This is a genomic window from Sphingobacterium suaedae (assembly GCF_042684625.1).
In the GTDB taxonomy this organism is placed as follows: domain Bacteria; phylum Bacteroidota; class Bacteroidia; order Sphingobacteriales; family Sphingobacteriaceae; genus Sphingobacterium; species Sphingobacterium suaedae.
On the sequence record NZ_JBHULR010000001.1, the window covers coordinates 194,238 to 213,004 of the forward strand.

General features: G+C 41.1%; 15 protein-coding genes. 6 read left to right on the forward strand and 9 right to left on the reverse strand.

What is annotated here, in order from left to right:
- Window positions 1–231: 231 nt before the first annotated feature.
- Both ACFSR5_RS00850 and tyrS read right to left on the reverse strand, forming a co-directional pair.
- Window positions 232–2,478, reverse strand: coding sequence for a tetratricopeptide repeat-containing sensor histidine kinase (locus tag ACFSR5_RS00850; RefSeq protein ID WP_380899727.1), 2,247 nt, complete (start codon window positions 2,476–2,478; stop codon window positions 232–234).
- 140 nt (window positions 2,479–2,618) lie between these two features.
- A complete protein-coding gene (gene tyrS, locus ACFSR5_RS00855; RefSeq protein ID WP_380899729.1) occupies window positions 2,619–3,848 on the reverse strand; it encodes a tyrosine--tRNA ligase in 1,230 nt (409 codons plus the stop codon).
- 378 nt (window positions 3,849–4,226) lie between these two features.
- On the opposite strand from tyrS, the gene ACFSR5_RS00860 reads away from it, so the two are divergent.
- From ACFSR5_RS00860 to ACFSR5_RS00875, 4 genes are all read left to right on the forward strand, one after another.
- Complete coding sequence (locus ACFSR5_RS00860; RefSeq protein WP_380899731.1) at window positions 4,227–4,604, forward strand: response regulator transcription factor; 378 nt, start codon at window positions 4,227–4,229, stop codon at window positions 4,602–4,604.
- A 167-nt stretch (window positions 4,605–4,771) separates the two neighbouring features.
- Window positions 4,772–5,560 (forward strand): DUF3050 domain-containing protein, encoded by a 789-nt coding sequence (locus ACFSR5_RS00865; protein ID WP_380899733.1) that lies wholly within the window; start codon window positions 4,772–4,774, stop codon window positions 5,558–5,560.
- A 71-nt stretch (window positions 5,561–5,631) separates the two neighbouring features.
- Window positions 5,632–5,931, forward strand: a complete 300-nt coding sequence (locus tag ACFSR5_RS00870) for a GNAT family N-acetyltransferase (protein WP_380899735.1) — start codon at window positions 5,632–5,634, stop codon at window positions 5,929–5,931.
- A 386-nt stretch (window positions 5,932–6,317) separates the two neighbouring features.
- The gene (locus ACFSR5_RS00875; protein ID WP_380899737.1) at window positions 6,318–8,915 is read left to right on the forward strand and encodes a TonB-dependent receptor; all 2,598 of its coding nucleotides are present in this window, start codon (window positions 6,318–6,320) and stop codon (window positions 8,913–8,915) included.
- A 425-nt stretch (window positions 8,916–9,340) separates the two neighbouring features.
- Here ACFSR5_RS00875 and ACFSR5_RS00880 read toward each other — a convergent pair whose 3' ends face one another.
- The 7 genes from ACFSR5_RS00880 to ACFSR5_RS00910 form a co-directional block, all read right to left on the reverse strand.
- The gene (locus ACFSR5_RS00880) at window positions 9,341–9,913 is read right to left on the reverse strand and encodes an OmpH family outer membrane protein (RefSeq protein ID WP_380899739.1); all 573 of its coding nucleotides are present in this window, start codon (window positions 9,911–9,913) and stop codon (window positions 9,341–9,343) included.
- Window positions 9,914–10,018: 105 nt separating this feature from the next.
- On the reverse strand, window positions 10,019–10,552 hold the full coding sequence (locus tag ACFSR5_RS00885) for an OmpH family outer membrane protein (protein ID WP_380899741.1): 534 nt from the start codon (window positions 10,550–10,552) through the stop codon (window positions 10,019–10,021).
- Between the two features lie 229 nt (window positions 10,553–10,781).
- Window positions 10,782–13,358, reverse strand: a complete 2,577-nt coding sequence (bamA, locus tag ACFSR5_RS00890; RefSeq protein ID WP_380899743.1) for an outer membrane protein assembly factor BamA — start codon at window positions 13,356–13,358, stop codon at window positions 10,782–10,784.
- 120 nt (window positions 13,359–13,478) lie between these two features.
- Window positions 13,479–14,216 (reverse strand): isoprenyl transferase, encoded by a 738-nt coding sequence (locus ACFSR5_RS00895; protein ID WP_380899745.1) that lies wholly within the window; start codon window positions 14,214–14,216, stop codon window positions 13,479–13,481.
- 13 nt (window positions 14,217–14,229) lie between these two features.
- Entirely contained in the window at window positions 14,230–15,060 is an 831-nt protein-coding gene (gene porG, locus ACFSR5_RS00900; RefSeq protein ID WP_380899747.1) for a type IX secretion system protein PorG, read from the reverse strand.
- A 73-nt stretch (window positions 15,061–15,133) separates the two neighbouring features.
- On the reverse strand, window positions 15,134–16,027 hold the full coding sequence (locus ACFSR5_RS00905; RefSeq protein WP_380899749.1) for an NAD kinase: 894 nt from the start codon (window positions 16,025–16,027) through the stop codon (window positions 15,134–15,136).
- Window positions 16,028–16,080: 53 nt separating this feature from the next.
- A complete protein-coding gene (locus ACFSR5_RS00910; RefSeq protein WP_380899751.1) occupies window positions 16,081–16,743 on the reverse strand; it encodes a CBS domain-containing protein in 663 nt (220 codons plus the stop codon).
- 197 nt (window positions 16,744–16,940) lie between these two features.
- Between ACFSR5_RS00910 and ACFSR5_RS00915 the strand changes: the two genes are divergently transcribed.
- Window positions 16,941–17,774 (forward strand): 1-acyl-sn-glycerol-3-phosphate acyltransferase, encoded by an 834-nt coding sequence (locus tag ACFSR5_RS00915; protein WP_380899753.1) that lies wholly within the window; start codon window positions 16,941–16,943, stop codon window positions 17,772–17,774.
- Between the two features lie 3 nt (window positions 17,775–17,777).
- A complete protein-coding gene (locus ACFSR5_RS00920) occupies window positions 17,778–18,737 on the forward strand; it encodes a GNAT family N-acyltransferase (RefSeq protein ID WP_380899755.1) in 960 nt (319 codons plus the stop codon).
- Window positions 18,738–18,767 lie beyond the last annotated feature (30 nt).

Below are 18,767 nucleotides of genomic sequence, written 5' to 3' on the forward strand. Positions count from 1 at the left end.
TGAACGGGGCAGGCAAATGGTTTGCAGTGTGCAACGCACATGCGGACAGTATTCGGGGTCTTTAGATGCGGACGGAAAATCTCAACGCGTTTAAGAAGAATTAACAGCATATCATAGTAGTTTGTGCCAATCCTTAGCCTCTCTTGAGGCTGGGGATTCTTTTTAATGGCAGTCCACCTCATACATGAGATATCGTACAACTAAAGATACCCGCTTGTGTTATGGAAATAGCTAGATCATCGGAATCTCGATTTCAACGGTAGTCCCCAATCCAGGAGACGATTGTAGATCCATGCGACCTTTAAGAAAGTTTACACGCGATTGGATGTTCAGTAGACCCGCTGATTTTTTCAATTTTGCTTGCTGCAAATCAAATCCTCGACCGTTGTCTTCGACAGTGACTAGCAGTTTCTTATCTTCTTGCCCAAGTTGTATCAGTATTTGGTTCGCATCAGCATGTTTTACAGCATTATTCACCAATTCTTGGATGACACGGTAAATGATCAATTGTTGTTCCTCACTCAATAGGTTCGTCATGTGTAGAAACTGAACACTAACATCAAGGTCTGGATTCGACATACGTAATGCGTAATCAGTTAATGTTTCCTCTAGACCATATCGTTTAAGGAGATCTGGCATTAAATTATGCGCGACGCGTCGAAGCTCCTGAACGGCTGTGTCAAGCTGATTCAATGTTTTTTGGACATCTCTTTTTATAGGAGTTTCGATACGTTCGATCGCTTGGGAAAGTTGGATTTTAGTGCCGGAAAGCAGACCTCCCAGACCATCGTGAAGGTCGCGCGCGAGCCGGCCCCGCTCTTGTTCCTGACCGTCCAGCATGGCAGTTAGGTTGGATATTTTGGAATTTTGACGTTCCTGTTCCAGTGTGAATTCATGAAGCTCTTCCTGCTGTCGCATGGCTTTGGAACGTTGCCTATAGGCATAGCCCAGTACTAAAATAAGCAGAAAAAGAGCCGCAGCTAGCAAGCCATAGTTTTTGGTTAGCTTTTCCTTATAACTGAGTTCGTTTTGGACATTTAGAATATCACGTGCACGCTGTTGCGATTCGAGACGGGACAATTTAAGTTCCTGCGCCTGTTTTTCCGTTTCTAGATTGACTAATTCCAATTGCTTACGTTGATTGTCTTCGCGTAAGCGCATGTTTTGCAACTCTTGTTTTTGCTGTACGGCAAGGGCATGCATGAGCGTGATTTGCTGTTCTTTCTTTTCCGTTTCCAATTGCATCCGTAGCATTTTTTGCTCTTGACGTTCGCGTTCAAATTGCGCTTCTAATCGACGGCCTTGCTCCATTTTTTCAGCATCATAAAGTGAAGTGAATAGGCGGATATATTCTTTGTAATGTCGGATGGCTTCTGCGAGATTCCCTTCATTTTCATTAATTTCAGAAAGATTCAGATGGATGTTCATGCGTATATTTTGATCGCCTATCGGATCTTTTGCAATTTCGGATAACGACATTAACAAATGTTCTTTAGCCTTATGTGGTGCGTTTTCTCGAAGTTCAATTTCTGCCATAATACCGTATGCGGAGGCTATTTGTGTATATTGTTCGGTCTGCTGTGCTTTGTCGATTGCCATACGAGCATATTGGAGTGCCTTTTCTTTGTAATCGTTTGGATAATAGCGCATATAAAGATTCGCGAGATTGATAGCGGCAAACGATAAATTTGATGCCACCGGAATTTTCGATTCATTGCTACGGTACGTATCTATGGCTTTTAGATAATGCTCTTCGGCGAGATTCCGCATATTTAGTCCAGCCCCTCCATTGATATAATGTTGCTCGTACATGTAACCCATCATCATGTAAGCGTCGAAAAGTGTCGACGGATTTTTTTGTTGTATAGCCAAATCTAATGCCTGTTTACTGTATTTTTCCTGCAAATCATATTCTTTCCAATTGGCATAAATGGAAGCTAACTCTGTCAGTACAGATGCCTTTCGATTTGCCAACGATTCAGATGCAGGCGCGCTTTCCAACCATTTTAATGCGTGGAGTAAGCTTTGTACAGCCTCCCGTTCTTGTCCATTTCGGATATGGAGCCATCCCTTGCAGTAGTCTACATAGCCTTTCATCTCTCTATCGGACGTCCGGTCGGCGAAGTTCTCTGCTTGAGTCATATAGTGCCGTGCTTCGTTCAACTGATCCATTATTCGGTAGTTCATCGCTAAGATAGCAGATAGATAGGCCGCATACTTTTGATCCTGAAACGTTATTGCAAACTTTAAATTCTCCTTGAGAATTTTGAAAGCATCATCTTGCTGTTGATTGAAAAACAGGGCTTGTGCATACTTTCCGGTATGGTTCAGTCGATCTATACTTCCTGGGCGAGTGGATTGATACTGCTTTTCAATTTCTAACAACGCTTTTTGACCAAATAGCATATAGGGAGGAATTAAAGCAAGCCCTACGAACAGAACGATCAACTGCATTTGACTGACAAATCGGAATTTCATGTATCTTTTTATAATAATACGGATTTAAAACCTTGCTAAGATACGTATTATCGGTCGTGAACAGAGAGCCGGTGTGCGCTAAACAAAATTGTTCATTACCATGGAAATCGCATGCACATCCCTCCAATAACCACACCTATTTATTGATTCTCCGGCACTTCTGCATCAGGTAATAATTCAAAATAGTCCTTTTTTCCGATTTTTATTTTTGTGAAAGGAGATAACCTAATTTGCTGATGTGGATCCGATACTTTTTCATTATTGATCGATACGGCACCTTGTTCGATAAGACGACGGATCATCGACGTCGACTGTGCTGGTTGTAGGCTCGTGCAAAGTTCAGCTAGGCTGATTGATTCTACGGCGCGGAATCGTTCAAGAGAAATAGGAATAAATATCTTATCGAAAAAATTTTTCCGTTGAAATTGTTGTTTAAAAAAATCCGAAGCCTGTTGAGCTATTAGGGATCCGTGATACTGTTTTACGATGTTTTTTGCGATCATTAGTTTGATATCCATTGGGTTAACACCTTCCTTGAGTCGGCGTAGTACTCCTATTTTTGCGTGCGGGTCTAAATCTGTAGCGAGCTGTACATATTCTGAAAGGAGATCATCTGGGATGGACATCGTTTTCCCAAACATCTCGTTCGGCGGATCGGTTAAGCCAATTGTGTTGTTCAGCGATTTGCTCATTTTTTCCTTGCCATCCGTACCGCGTAGAAGTGGCATACACATGACGACTTGACCGGGCATGCCGTAACTTTCTTGAAGTTGTCTGCCCATGATGCAATTAAAAAGCTGATCAGTTCCTCCCATTTCAATATCACACGCGATGTGTACAGAATCGTAACCTTGAAGGATAGGGTATAAAAGCTCATGTACCCCTATCGGTGTATTCTCTTGAAACCGCTTGTTAAAATCATGACGGTGCAGCAATTGAGCTACCGTTATATGCGACATAAGCTTTATGGCCGAAGCGAATGTCAACCCCTCTAGCCAATCTGCATTATATACGATTCGCGCTTTCGTAATATCAATAAGCATAGACAGCTGGTTGATATATGTCTCTGCATTTCTGTGAACTTCCTGCATTGTAAGTGGCGGTCGGCTTTTATTTTTGCCTGTTGGGTCACCAATGCGCGCGGTAAAACTTCCTACCAAGATGACGATCTCATGACCGAGATCTTGAAATTGTTTTAATTTTCGTAAGACGACCGCATGACCGAGATGGAGGTCTGGCGCGGTAGGATCGAATCCAAGTTTGATGGTTAGGGACTTTCCGTTTTCTTTTGAAAAGATAAGCTTTTCTTCTAATCCATTTTCTGGGAGCAGAATCTCCACGTTGTCGATAAGTGATTGTATAATATCCATAAAATTAAAAAATAAAAAAGCCCGAGCGGACAGCTCGGGCTTGTTATGTGCGATATGATGTTCTAATTACCTAGTGTGCGCAGCACAAACACATAACAGTTCCGAGCATATATCATGGGATAATATATACTGAAAAACGGAAGACGTAAGATGTGTTTCAAAAATTTCATTTCCCGACAAATGTAAGGATATAATCCGAAAGAAAAAATATGAAGCCAATTGTGTCGATGCTTTTATACTTGCATGAAACATCAATTTTACGAGCATCGTGTAAGTGATGTTTATTTATTGGAATATTTTTCTATTTTTTATTTAAAAAATAGAAACGAATTAATTAATTAAAATTATATTTGATAGGGATACCAATGTAAAACAGTTATGAAATTACAGAAAAGGGTTCGGGTCGTGTTTGCGGATGATTCTGATATTCATCATTTTTATCTCGGAAGTCTATTGCCGGCGTTCCATGGCATAGATTTGCTGTATGCCGCAAAAAACGGTCAGGAGCTTTTAACGTTTCTTGAAGATCAGGAGGGAAGACCTGACGTGGGGATAGTCGACTTACATATGCCGATACTGGATGGAATAATGACTGCTGAAAAATTAATGAAGCGGTATCCGGAAATCCGGATTTATGGATTCACTTCGTCAAGCGATAGCCGTGAAAAAGCAACCATGTTGGCTGCAGGGATATATAAAATCTATGCGAAAAATGAATTAAAGCAATTGCTAACAGAAATAAACCCTTCATTTTAGCCATAAAAAAAGGTTCTCAAACGGGGAGAATGAAAACCTTTAAATAACCAATTATAAACCTAAATTATGATGGCGCAAAAATAGGGTTAAATTCATCTGTTTCAAAATAATTTTTCTTTTTAAGGGCGGTACTCCTGGTAACATCGAGCATTTATTATTTTTGTGGCATGGATAAAATTCAGAAACTTACTGCGCATATAGCAAAAGAACGACAACACTTATTGGAGCACCATTTATACAAGAAAATAAGGCATATCGATGATTTGAGGAAATTTACAGAGAGACATGTTTATGCTGTTTGGGACTTCATGTCCCTTTTGAAGGCGCTGCAGATAAAATTGACCTGTGTAAGTGTACCTTGGTTTGCTAGCGCATTTCCAACCACACGCCATCTGATTAATGAAATCGTCTTGGCAGAAGAATCGGATCTTTATTTAGATGGTCGGAGATTGAGTCATTTTGAAATGTATCTGGATGCTATGCAGGATATGGGAGCTTCTACCACAGGAGTTACATCGTTTATCGCCGACCTCCAAATCACGGGTTCACTCGAGAACACATTGCATCATTCTCTTATTGATAAACAGATCCAGGAATTTCTGAAATTCACGTTCGAGACCATACAAACCGGAGAGCCCCATAAAATAGCAGCAGCCTTTACATTCGGTCGTGAAGATTTGATTCCGGATATGTTTATGTCGATTCTAGGCGAGATTCAGCAGAATTTTCCAGAAACGGATCTCCGCAAACTCCTGTATTATTTTAATAGACATATTGAATTGGACGGCAATGAACACGGCCCGTTGGCTTTGAAGATGGTGGCAGAGTTAGCCGGAAATGATCCAACAAAATGGCAAGAGATGGCTGATGTGGCGAAGGAAGCACTGCGTAAGCGAGTTATGTTGTGGGATGCCATCGCGTGTGGCATCGATAACGATCTCGATTTCTTACCATAAATCAATAAGCACACAAAATGCTATACCTAGATTTGGGTCAACGTTCGTAATCGTAGTCCAGTAAACATAAAATGATGGAAACATTTGTACTAGAAATAAATGAAAGAGGCAAGGGAGAGCTGGTTCTTCACGCCGACAATGAGCATGCCGGAAAAATGGACATTCTTGTCCGAAACGGGTTGTTAACCGTGTACCATACCGAGGTGGCAGAGAAATTTGCCGGCAGAGGTTACGCTAAGTTGCTGCTCGACGAACTCACCCGGATAGCTAGAAAACAAAACTTAATGATCAAACCATTATGCCCCTATGTACATGCTCAGTTTAAACGGCATCCTGAAATCTATAATGACCTTTGGTTTAAAGACAATTAAGGAGGGCCGGTTTTTTTACCGGTCTTTTTTTTGTCCTTACGTACCACGAGTAGATAATTTCTACATAAATAAAATCTACAAACTTAGTAGACTTTATTTAAACAATTTCTATATTTGTCGTATCATTGATTGCATGGCATTGGCAACAATGGGGAATAGTAGAATCATCATGAACAAAAATAGTATATATGAAACACAAATGACACACAGATTATCTTCGTGCTATATCTGACAACTTTCTGAGGATCGGTGTCTCGCCACTCCACATGCTAAGGCATCCATAGGCAAACAGAGATTCGCACGCATACTAAACTATAATTATTATCAGACACGAGCATCAATTGGCGTTGGCACTTGTCGATATTTTACTTTTAAACTTGTTAAATATGAAAAGAAACAGAGTACACTGGTATTCTACCCTTATTTTATGGTTTGCACTGAGCTATAAAGTTTTGCCGGTACAAGCACAAATAGAAACCAAACCTATTATTAATGCTTCCATAGTTGGTACGGTAGTCGATGCCGACACGAAAGAACCGCTTGTCGGGGTAACGGTACAGTTAGAGGCGGTCACTCATAGTGTCAAAACGGACATGGATGGGAAGTTTCAATTTATTACGGGACAGAAATTACCCGTCACCGTTGTCGTGACTTATATCGGCTATGAAAAGAAAACTGTGATTCTTTCCACGGGTTCTTCAACTATTGAATTGAATCCTGCCATGGAAAACCTGAACGAAGTTGTCGTGACATCTCGAAGGCGGCGCGAGCAGCTTCAAGATATTCCAATCCCTGTTTCGCTTATACGAGCAACGACAATAGAAGATGCTGGAGCGTTCAATGTCAACCGTATTAAGGAGGTCATACCGACTGTACAACTCTATTCTTCCAATCCGCGCAACACGACGTTAAATATTCGTGGGCTTGGATCGACATATGGACTGACCAATGATGGAATAGACCCCGGCGTGGGCTTTTATTTGGACGGTGTTTATATTGCCCGTCCCGCTGCCACAGCCTTGGATTTTATTGATATAGAGCAAATTGAGGTTTTGCGTGGTCCACAAGGGACGCTATTCGGCAAAAATACCACCGCTGGAGCTTTTAATATAATGTCTCGTCTGCCGAAGTTTAATCCCGAGGCGGACTTCGAATTGAGCTATGGTAATTATGGGTACATCCAAGGTAAGGCTTCGTTGACCGGGCCTTTGATCAACGATAAACTCGCTGCACGGGTTTCGTTCTCGGGAACACAGCGAGATGGAACACTTTATAATGTCGCTACCGATCGAAAAATCAATGATATAAACAACTTGGGGATACGGGCACAACTGTTGTTCAACCCACACGAAGATTTAAAGATATCCGTCGCGGGAGATATGACGAAGCAGCGCCCAGACGGATATGGCTGGGGCATCGCCGGCGTTGTTCGAAACCAGCGATCGGAATATAGACAGTTTAATAAGATCATCGAAGATCTAGGTTACGAAATTCCTTATAAAAGTGCATTCGAAAGAAAGGTCGACTTAGATACGCGTTCTCAAGGAGACAATGAGTTAGGAGGCGTATCCGTAAACGTCGATTATAAAATCGGCAACGGTACACTTACATCAACTTCGGCATGGCGTTACTGGAATTGGGTGCCGTTGAATGATCGAGATTACCTAGGTATACCTGTCTATACGATTTCTTCTGGAAATTCGGTGCATGATCAATGGTCTCAAGAATTCCGGTATGCGGGCCAACTGAGTGATAACGTGAGTGGCGTTATTGGGCTATTCGGGCTTTGGCAAGATCTCCGGACAGATCCTGTACATACCGAAGAGGCTGGCGATGCACTATGGCGTTTTCAACAAGCGAATCCGACACAATCCCAATGGGCTCCTGGTCTGATCGACCAAGTAGGTATCCGAACCAAGTACGGGATTAAAAGTGCCAGTCTAGCGGTTTTTTCACAACTAGATTGGGCGATTACTCCCCACTTGCACATATTGCCCGGACTTCGCTATAATTACGATAAAAAGGTGGCCAACTATGATCGAACAAAATATGTAGATAATACAATTAACTATACTCCGGAGCAGCTTGCAGCTGTTAACAGTATCTACTCGAATCAGCAATTCGACGTAAATGCCGATGCCGCTAATTTTTCGGGACAATTATCGCTGCAATATAAATTTACGCCCCAATATAACGCCTATGTAACCTACTCCCGAAGTTATAAACCAATTGGTATCAACGTGGGCGGACTACCAGTAATTGACGGAAAGATAGCAACCGAGCTGGCAGAAGTAAAGCCCGAATCGGTAAATCATGTGGAAGTGGGTATTAAAACAAATCCAATTCGAACTGCATTGCTAAATGTAACCGCGTACCAAAGTAATATTAAAGATTACCAAACCCAAGTCCAAACACCGGATCCAGGTGTAAATAGGGGATATCTGGCAAATGCTGAACAGGTCAGGGTACAGGGGATCGAAATAGACGGGAGCATACAAATCAGTGATTTTTTACGTGTAAACGCAGCGTTTGCGTATACCGACGGCCGATACGTGTCCTTTACCAATGCCCCAGTGCCCCTTGAGGAAGTGGGAGGAGCAGAGGCATTTAAAGATGTTTCAGGAGGCGTGTTGCCGGGAGTTTCCAAATGGTCTGGGGCATTGGGCGCCGAATTCACGCAAAAAGGAAGGTTGCTCGGGCTACACGGACGATATTTTTTAGGCTCGGATATGTTTTATCGATCGAAATTTTCATCGAGCTCGTCGCCGTCTTCCTATTTGAACATTCATGCCTATGCTCTGATCAATGCAAGGATTGGTTTCAAAGCGACAAATGGGTTGTCTTTGATTGTTTGGAGTCGAAATTTGGGAAACAAAGATTATTATGAACAATTACTTGCGGCTCCCGGTAATTTTGGTCAGTATGCGGGCGTGGTTGGTGATCCCAGAAGCTACGGTATTACTCTAAAATACGGCTTGAAATAGCGTCGCGATCACCGGGTTTTTGAAAAAGGTATTTTTATCCCAGCCTTAGCACACGGCTTCGATGAGCTGGGATTTTTTTAATGTACCTACGCGACTATACCATTACTTCATGTGTAACTTTACTGTTGGAGGAAACAACTTCTTGTATTACGTGTAGCAATTTGATTATTTATCTCGTTATATTCGTAATTCATAATTTTAGTTAATAATTGGTTAGTAGAAACACCCGGAGCTCCCCGCTTCGGGTGTTGTTCTTTTTTTTCGGGAACGAAAATGAGTTTGCGAGATTCCTATAAGAGGAGTTCGTTCGCTTTTTGGACATTTCAAAAGAGTAGGTACCATCGTTTATCATCTGGACAAACCGACTGAAATAAAAAAAGGCTTTCCAATTTTGGAAAGCCTCCCTATACGGTACATGTTGCTACTTATTTTGTCGGTACTGCAGGAGTCACGGGCGTAGCTGTTGCGCTGATACCTAATTTTGTTTTCACGTCAGCTGAAATGTCCTCTCCACCTTGGAAATAAATTACGCTGCCATTTGAGATGTCTAAAACGTACGCATATCCTTTCTCCTTCGCCACGGCATTGATTGCATTCATGACCTTAGTTTGAATTGGTGAAAGAAGTTCTTGTTGTTTTTTCCCCAACTCTTCTTGAGCTACACGTTGTTGTTCTTGGATACGTTGTTCAATACCTTGAAGCTCTTGTCCCAACGTTTGTAATTCCGCATCTACGGTCGTTTTATTTGCTTCGCTGCGGTTTCTCATTTTTTCATTTGCATCGGTTTGTTTCTTTTGATACTCCTCGTACATGCCTTGCAACTCTTTGGTTTTTGTATCGTTCAACGTTTTTAATTGCTCATTTGCTGTTTTGAATTCAGGAGTCAATTGAAAGATTTCGTCCGCATTTACATGTCCAATTTTTTGTTGCGCACTTAAAGATTGTGTGCCTAAAACCACCACTGCCGCTACAGCTACACTTCTAAATAAATTTTTCATTCTTTCCATTTTAATCTTTTGGTGTGACCCTATTCGATCAACACAATTTGTTTTTTATAATGTTAATAATTAATTACGAATTTTTGACAAGTATAAACAAAAAAATTAGTTCGCCAAGTTAGGATCGGGTTTGAATCCTAATTTTGTAATGATATCATTACTTTTATCTAATTTAGGGTTGGCGAAAAGAAAAGTCACTTCACTTCCCTTATCTAAAATTAGATCCAAGCCTTGTGCAGTGGCAATATCCTGAATGGCCTTAGCAACGCGATCTTGAATAGGTTTAACCAAGCGGATACGCTCTTTATAAAGATCCCCTTCAAAACCAAACTTCAGACGTTGAAACTCTTTTACCTCTTTTTCTTTATTGACGATTTCATCTTCACGACGACGACGCATATCGTCATTCAATAGCACTTGATCGTTCTGATAGGCTTTGTAAAGTCTTTCAATATCTCCGTATTGCTTGTCCACTTCTTCTTGCCATTTTGTAGAAAGATCATCTAATTGTTTTTGTGCAGAAACATATTCAGGAATGTGTTTCAAAATGTACTCGGAATCCACATATGCAAAACGTTGTGCAAAGGTAGAACCAACCGATAATACAATAAAAGCGAGAACAAATATTATTTTTTTCATATGTATATCATTTCATTTTTTTACTAGCATGCGGAGTAATCCTGTCGATTTCTTTTCAGAAAATCATGCGCAAATCTCATCTGCTTTTTACCTGTCGACTCCTCCTTTTGAGCTGCGCAAACTTATTCTTGTTTCAGTCCGCCGGTTCTTTCAAAACGACGATTTATCTCTCAGAGCGACAATCACTACTATGCTTACAATTTTTAGGACAATTATAATTCCAAAAAGTTTAAAAGCCGCCCATGTTTTGCAAAATGCTAAACGTGAAATTTTGCTTCCATTGACTAGATTGTAATCCTGGAATCGGATCAAATGCATGACCATAGTCAATTCCCAGCATACCAAAGATCGGTAAGAAGATACGCGCACCTACGCCCGCGGAACGACGCATTTTCAAAGGATTCACTTCGCTAAATTTATTCCAAGTATTACCCGCCTCCGCAAATGCCAATACAAATACAGTCGCCTGTTCATTTAACATGACGGGATGCCGCAACTCCAATTGGTACTTCGCATAAATTGGACTACCTGAATTGATCGCAATATTCGCAAATCCATTACCTGTCGATTCTGGAATAATGGTACCATTCGCATAACCACGCATAGCAATGATTTCTGATCCCTGTAAGAAGTCAAACCCTTGCATACCATCGCCACCCAGTTTAAAACGTTCGAAGGTCGACGTTGGTGTCTTGTTGGTGTAGTTTCCTAAATAACCAAATTGAGCTTGCGTTTTCAATACCAATTTACCGGCTATTTTTGTATACCATTGGCTATCAAATTTCCACTTATGGTATTCTGTCCATTTATACTTCACATTATCTGCCGCCGTTTGGTAATTGATATTATTCCACGATGAATACGGAGGTGTCAACTGAATTGTCAATTTAAAGTTCGATCCCGATGTCGGATAAATAGGCGCATCGACCGAATTTCGGCTAATCTCCTGTGTCAAGTTAATGTTGTACGCCGTTCCATCTGAGAAAAGGAAATAATTTCCGTAGTTCTGTAATTTGTAACGTTGGAACGACAACGATGTGTTTACTTGGAAATAATTATCCGGCCACTGTAACCGTTTACCTAACGTTGCAGTCACACCAGTCATCCAAATACGGTTTAGTTCAGAGTCACTTACCATTTGTTGGCCAGTATAGTAATTGAAACCACCATAGGATGAATTCGATGTGTAGGCGCTTAATCCAAAATAGATCGGTTTTTTACCACCTAACCAAGGCTCCGAAAATGAAAAGCTATAAGACTGATAGCGTTTGCCGGACGTTTGTCCACGTATACTCAATTTTTGTCCGTCTCCACGTGGTAACGGTTTCCAGGCATCTTTTTTAAATAAATTGCTAGTTGAGAAGTTGTTAAATGTCAATCCGAGTGTACCGATCACCTGTCCAGCTCCATACCCGCCAGAAAGCTCTACCTGATCAGACGGTTTTTCAACAACAGTATATTCCAGATCGGTTGTACCTTCTTCGTAGTTTAGGTTTGTCGGTACTGGATTGATTTTTTGTTCGTCAAACATACCCAGTTGGGATATTTCGCGTACACTCCTCATGAGCATCTCCCGCGAGAATTTCTGTCCTGGTTTGGTATAGATGGAACGCAACACAACCCGGTCATTCGTCACATCATTTCCTTTTACAATAACGTTGTTAATTGTAAACTGTTTTCCTTCACTTAAAACAATTTCTAAGTCAACGGTGTCGCTATAAATACGTTTAATAATGGGTTGTATTCCGAAAGTAAGATAGCCGTCATTTTGATACAGAGCGCTGATGTCATCGCTGTTCCGTGTTGGGCCGGACAACTTGGTTGTAAGTTTCTCTTCACTATACACGTCGCCTTTCTCGATGCCCAAAATTAGATTTAAAACCGAGTCGGTATATTTCGAGTTCCCCGACCATTCAATATTACCTACGTAATAGCGAGGACCTTCATATAGGTTAACAAAAATATCGACCTCATTGTTGTCGTATCGTACCACGCTATCGGAGAGTATTTGTGCATCGCGGTATCCTTTATCTTGCATTTTGGCAACTAGATTTTCCTTTGCCTCTTTGTACTTCTCATCTTTAAATTTCCCTGGACCGAATACGCGATACCAACGGCGCGGTTTGACACCTTTCAAATATTTGCGTAGTTGTTTATCTGAAAAAGCCTCATTGCCGTCGAAATGTACGCGATGTACTTTTATTTTCTTATTCTTATCGACATCAACAATAACAATTTCATTGTTCGCCTGTGCCGTATCTTTTTCCGTACGAATTTTAATTTCTGGATATAAATACGATTTTTCGCGTAGGAATTTCTGAATAGTCGCCTGGGTGGTTTTTAATAAATTAGCATTAACGATTTTTCCAGAGCTTGTGTTGAGTCGTTTGCGTATTTCATCGGTTTCTCCTTTCTTTAGACCATTGATATCGATACGGGTTAGACGTGGACGTTCCTGAACACGAATTTCGAGATAAATATTATCCCCTTCAATTCTTTCCGCATATAGTTGAACATCGTCAAAAAGATTCTGTCCCATCAACGTTTTCACCACATTTGCGGTGGCCTCGCTCGGCACTTCGATATATTGTCCGACTACCAGTTTAGAGATAGTGATTAATACATCACTATCCAAATATTCTGTACCTGAAACGCGGACGCCGCCAATGACGTAGTTCTTGGGATCCAAGTAGCTGATTTCATCGGGATCGTTCAAATTAATGGGGTTATTGCCCCTAATTTGAGCGAATAATTGTTGTCCTCCAAAAAGTAAGGTAAATGTTATTAGATATAGTACGCGCTTCATTTATTCTATTTTCTCGGTGCTAAAGTACACCAATCTGTTGTTAATTTTTGTTAAAAGAAAATAATTAATAACCAACCTATTAATTAGGTATTTAATTGATGCTGCAAAGGTAAATAAATATTACAATTGTTCACTTGTTTTGCCGAATCTTCTTTCACGGTGTTGGTAGTTGTAGATGGCTTCATAAAGATCCTCCCGTTTGAATTCCGGCCACATTTTATCTAAAAAGCAAAATTCCGTATACGCCATTTGATAGAGAAGATAGTTGCTAATTCGCTGCTCACCACTAGTTCGTATCATCAGATCTGGATCCGGCATGTTGGCAGTGAACAAATTTTGGCTGATGGTCTGTTCATTAATATCGTCTACGTTTAGTTGACCATTGATCACGTGTTGAACAATTGCTTTTGTAGCCTCTACCATTTCGGCCCGCGACCCATAACTAAGGGCCAATGTAAGCACACAGGTGTCGTTGTCTTTCGTCAAGGCGATCGTATCCTGCAGTTTTACTTGGCAATTTTTGGGTAAATCCCCGAGGTTGCCTATCGTGTTCAAACGAATTCCATTGGCCATAAATGTCTTTGTTTCTTTAGCCAAGGTATTAACCAATAATTCCATAAGTGCTTGAACTTCGAGTTTCGGACGGTTCCAATTCTCGGAAGAGAATGCATATAGTGTTAAGTATTGCACACCTACTTCCACGCAGCCTTCCATCGCTTCACGAACAGCAGAAACACCGTTCTGATGTCCAAAAATACGGAGTTTGCCAATTCCTTTAGCCCAACGGCCGTTGCCATCCATAATGATAGCGATATGTTTCGGTAAATTTTTTTTATTGATTTTCTCTTTGAAACTCATTTCTTGTAAAATTTTAGTTCCACCAGTTGCATTTCCTACTGATGAGGGTATAGCTGACTGTCACACCTGCAGTCATATATCCGTCCTGTGCGCGGCTGTTGCCTTTCTTTTTTCCGGCATAATTCTCGATGTTCCCGGCAGGAAAAGCCAGTTCTTGCCATAAGCTACGCCCATTAGCTTCTTGTATATGATACAATTCCGTTGGTAATCCCGTCGGCTCGGTGGTGTGAATAGGGTATCGATTGGAGATGTTGTCGAGGTAATCATTGAAAGCGACACGATAGTGTATCTCGGCTCCAATCGACCAAGAACCCTGCATGTTATATTTGAATCCAAAACCAAACGGAACGGCCATTCCGATCTTTTTAAATCTGTTGTCTTCCTGTAATTTTAATTTGGGCAGACTATACCGTACACCGTTTTCCAAACGTATGTACGGTGTATGTGCGAATCCTGCTAAACCAGCGAACAGATAAGGTGTATATCGTTTGGGATTCCCTCCTGCGATAAAGCGGAAGAAGTTAAAATTGGCGCGGAAAGACAACTCGTGTACATTATTGTCGAAATACTGTCGCCTTGCGTAGCGGTACGGATCGTTACTGTCGTGGTCCGATGCTTTTAGGTGTATATAATGGTAAGACGACTGTATTCCCCAAGTCGGATTAAAGTTATACGTCAAATGCATGCCGCCTCCTACACTCTTCATGTAAAGGGGGTTGGTCGGATTGATATCGCCCATGAATCCAGTGGCCGCGAGCTGAGCTCCAAGCTCCCATCGTTGGGCATTGCCCCCCCCTAAAGGTGCTATAATGATACTGGACAACATATAAATAAGGCTTCTCAAACTTGGTATTTTTGGTGTAAAGATAACTGTTTTCGAATAATATGAGTGAATTAAAATGTGTCAAAAATAGACGCTAGTAATTTCGTACATCGAGCCCCCACAATAGTTTCTCGCGGAGGGTGCTGAAGAAGCTATCAGAAGCCAAGCGGATCAGATGAATGCGAAAAGGCGCTCGTCGAATACGGAGTTTTGTCGTTGTTTCGAGGGTTTCGCTTTTGGAATCGCAACTCAGGATATACTTTTCAGTCCGGCTTTCAATTTCCAATTCCAGTTCGCTGTCTGCGGAAATAATGATAGGGCGGACATTTAAATTATGTGGGGAAATCGGCGTAATAACGAAATTGCCACTGCCGGGCATAATAATGGGCCCCCCGCAGCTTAATGAATACGCTGTAGAGCCCGTTGGGGTGGCAATAATAATACCATCCGCCCAATAAGCGTTTAATAGTTCGCCGTTTAACACGGCATTGATGGTAATCATTGATGATGTATCGTGCCGGAATACGGTGATGTCATTCAGTGCGAAGTTGTCATTGCCGAAAATCTTTTTATTATCTCCACTGACCTCCAGTAAATCTCGAGCTTGCAACGTATAATCACCGTTAAAAATGCTATCCAAGGCATGGATCATTTTTGACTTGTGAATCGAAGCTAAGAAACCTAAACGTCCGAAGTTTATTCCGGCAATAGGAATGCCCGAGTCGCGAACCAGCGAAACTGCTGACAACATGGTGCCATCTCCTCCCAAACTTAGTAAAAATAAGATGTCTGTCGGCAAGTCTCTGTGATTGTAATACAATAGAAAATGTTTCGGACAGTCAAACTGTTGCTTTAAAAAGTCGTAGAAATCAGAATGAATATATACCAATATATCCTTTTCCTTCAGATATGAAAATAGTTGCTCAACGTACGGAACTACGGATGAATTGAAAGCCCTTCCATAGATGGCGATGGATTTTCTTTGCATGACGAAAAGGTTTTGACAAACTTAGGCAAAGATGCTAAAAAAATAAGCGAATCTTATAAATTTAAGTAATTCATTAAAATGTCGTAGCGCTCTTTGATATCGGAATCTTGGCTTCCATCATTGAATGTTGCCTTTACCACATAATCGAAACGCCACAACGAAGCGACGACTGTCGAGATATTCTGTTTGTCGACCTTGATCGTCATTTCGATCTTGGTGGTATTAGGCACATCACGGACGGCGGCATGAAGTATGCGTACATTTTCTGATTCGAAAATGTGCGCGATGTGCGAAAAGGATACATCGTTTTTTCCTAATTCTAGTACGATGATAGCCCCCGGTTCCCTGTTGCTCATAGTCTCGTTAATCGATGACAGGAGATCCCGTAACGTGACGACGCCGAGGTAATAGTTTTCCTTATCCAATATCGGCAGCACGTCGAGCTGATGCGCGCTCATGTATTGCAACGCGTCATAGGCGTGTTGGTATTCGTACAAGTAGACGAAGCGCAAAGAAACCATTAAGCTACTGAGTTGTAGATCTTCATCGTGTGATGCTAACAGGTGATCTTCAGCAATTAGCCCCAAGAAGTCTTTGCCGTTCACGACTGGCAATTGTGTCGTGTGAAGCTCATTCATTTTGTCTAAGGAGAATCCGATGCTGTCGTTGGACTTTACCTCGAAATAGTTTTTAGCTAAAATTTCACCTAAATACATGATGAGCTCGTTTTAATATAATAAACAGGAAAAATAACAAAACGTTTAATGTTTCCACATTTAATATATGCTAATTTATAAATAATCGCCAAACCCAACGCTATTTTCTTGTAAATAACTTTTTACATCAATAAAATATATTTTCCTTAATTTTACGCCGTTATTTATCGAAATACAGGATTCAGGAAACTATACGCATGATCGAAGAAGAGGAGAACGTCAAGTTTATTCAAGTACGTGAGGTGATTCATAAAAAAAGTCCGAAGCTGGCAAAATGGATACCTAGACTTCTGATCAGTTATTTGCAACGTGTTATTCACGAGGATGAGATAAACTATATCATGACCAAATTTAGGGATTTGTATGGTTTGGATTTCGTCGATGCATTGATTGCAGAGCTGGGCGTTCGTGTGGTCTTAGAAGGAGAGCAGCATATTCCGCTTGAGGACAGTGTGGTATTTGCGTCAAATCATCCCTTAGGCGGCTTGGACGGTATCGCAATTATGCATGCCATCGGACGGTATCGGCGTGATGTCAAATTCTTGGTCAATGATATTTTAATGAATATTCGCAATTTGGAACCGTTGTTTATTCCTGTCAATAAAGTGGGAAATCAAGCTAAGAGTGGTATCATGGCTATCGATCAGGCCTATCGTTCGGACAATGCCTTACTCATTTTTCCTGCAGGATTGGTTTCTAGAAAGATTCATGGCACCGTAGCGGATTTAGAATGGAAAAAGAGTTTTATTTCAAAGGCAAAAAAATATAAGCGCGACGTCATTCCGGTGTACATTGACGGGAGAAATTCCAATTTTTTCTATAATTTAGCTAGACTAAGACAAAAATTGGGACTAAAGGCCAATCTAGAGATGTTATATTTGCCGGATGAAATGTTTTCGCAACGAAATCAGACGGTGACGATTCGTATAGGGGAACGCATTCCTTATAGTCATTTTGATCATTCCAAGTCGGAACGGGATTGGGCTCATGACGTGCGAGAGATTGTTTACAGAATGGGGGATAAAAAATAATTTATGCAAGAGATTATTGCACCAGTAGATAGAGAACTAATTAAAGCGGAATTGACAGAAGAGGCCTTTGTACGTTATACAAATAATGGGAACAACGAGGTTTACTTGGTAAATTACCACACGGCACCCCATATCATGCGTGAGATCGGTCGCCTACGGGAACTGACATTTCGTGGCGCAGGCGGCGGAACCGGTCTGGCGTTGGATATTGATGAAAATGATACCTGCGAACATAACTATGATCAGTTAATTGCTTGGAATCCTGAAGAGCAGGAAATTATTGCCGGTTATCGTGTTATTAAATGTGAAGATGCGATGGACGCTCATGGCCATTTACATTTATCAACAGCGCATTACTTTCAATTCTCAGATAAATTCAAGAAAGAGTTTCTTCCTTATACTTTAGAGCTCGGCCGCTCTTGGGTGCAACCTCGATTTCAGCCAGCTATTGACAACCGAAAAGGATTATTTTCATTGGACAATTTGTGGGATGGGCTAGGAGCGTTAGTTGTCATCAACCCGGAAATCAAATACCTGTTCGGTAAAGTAACTATGTATCCGCATTACAATGCAACGGCTCGGGATCTACTCCTATATTTTATGGAATATTATTTTCCCGACCGGGAGCAGCTTGTTGTCCCTTTTGAAGAACTTAACGTCGGCTATAAAACTGATATAACACCTTTTTTTGGTATGTTTGATGGTTTGGAATACAAAGAAGGATATAAAGTATTGAATACAAAAATCCGTGAGTTAGGAGAAAATATCCCTCCCCTGATTAATACGTATATGAATCTTTCGCCGACCATGCGTACTTTTGGTACAGCCATGAACGATGAGTTTGGCGAAGTAGAAGAAACGGGCATTATGATTACGTTGGCAGATATTTATCAGGCCAAGAAAGAACGGCATATGGTTACCTACGAGCGCGATAAAAACTTCGGCGAACGGATCCAGAAATAATAAAACATCCGATCATAAAAACGGAATGAA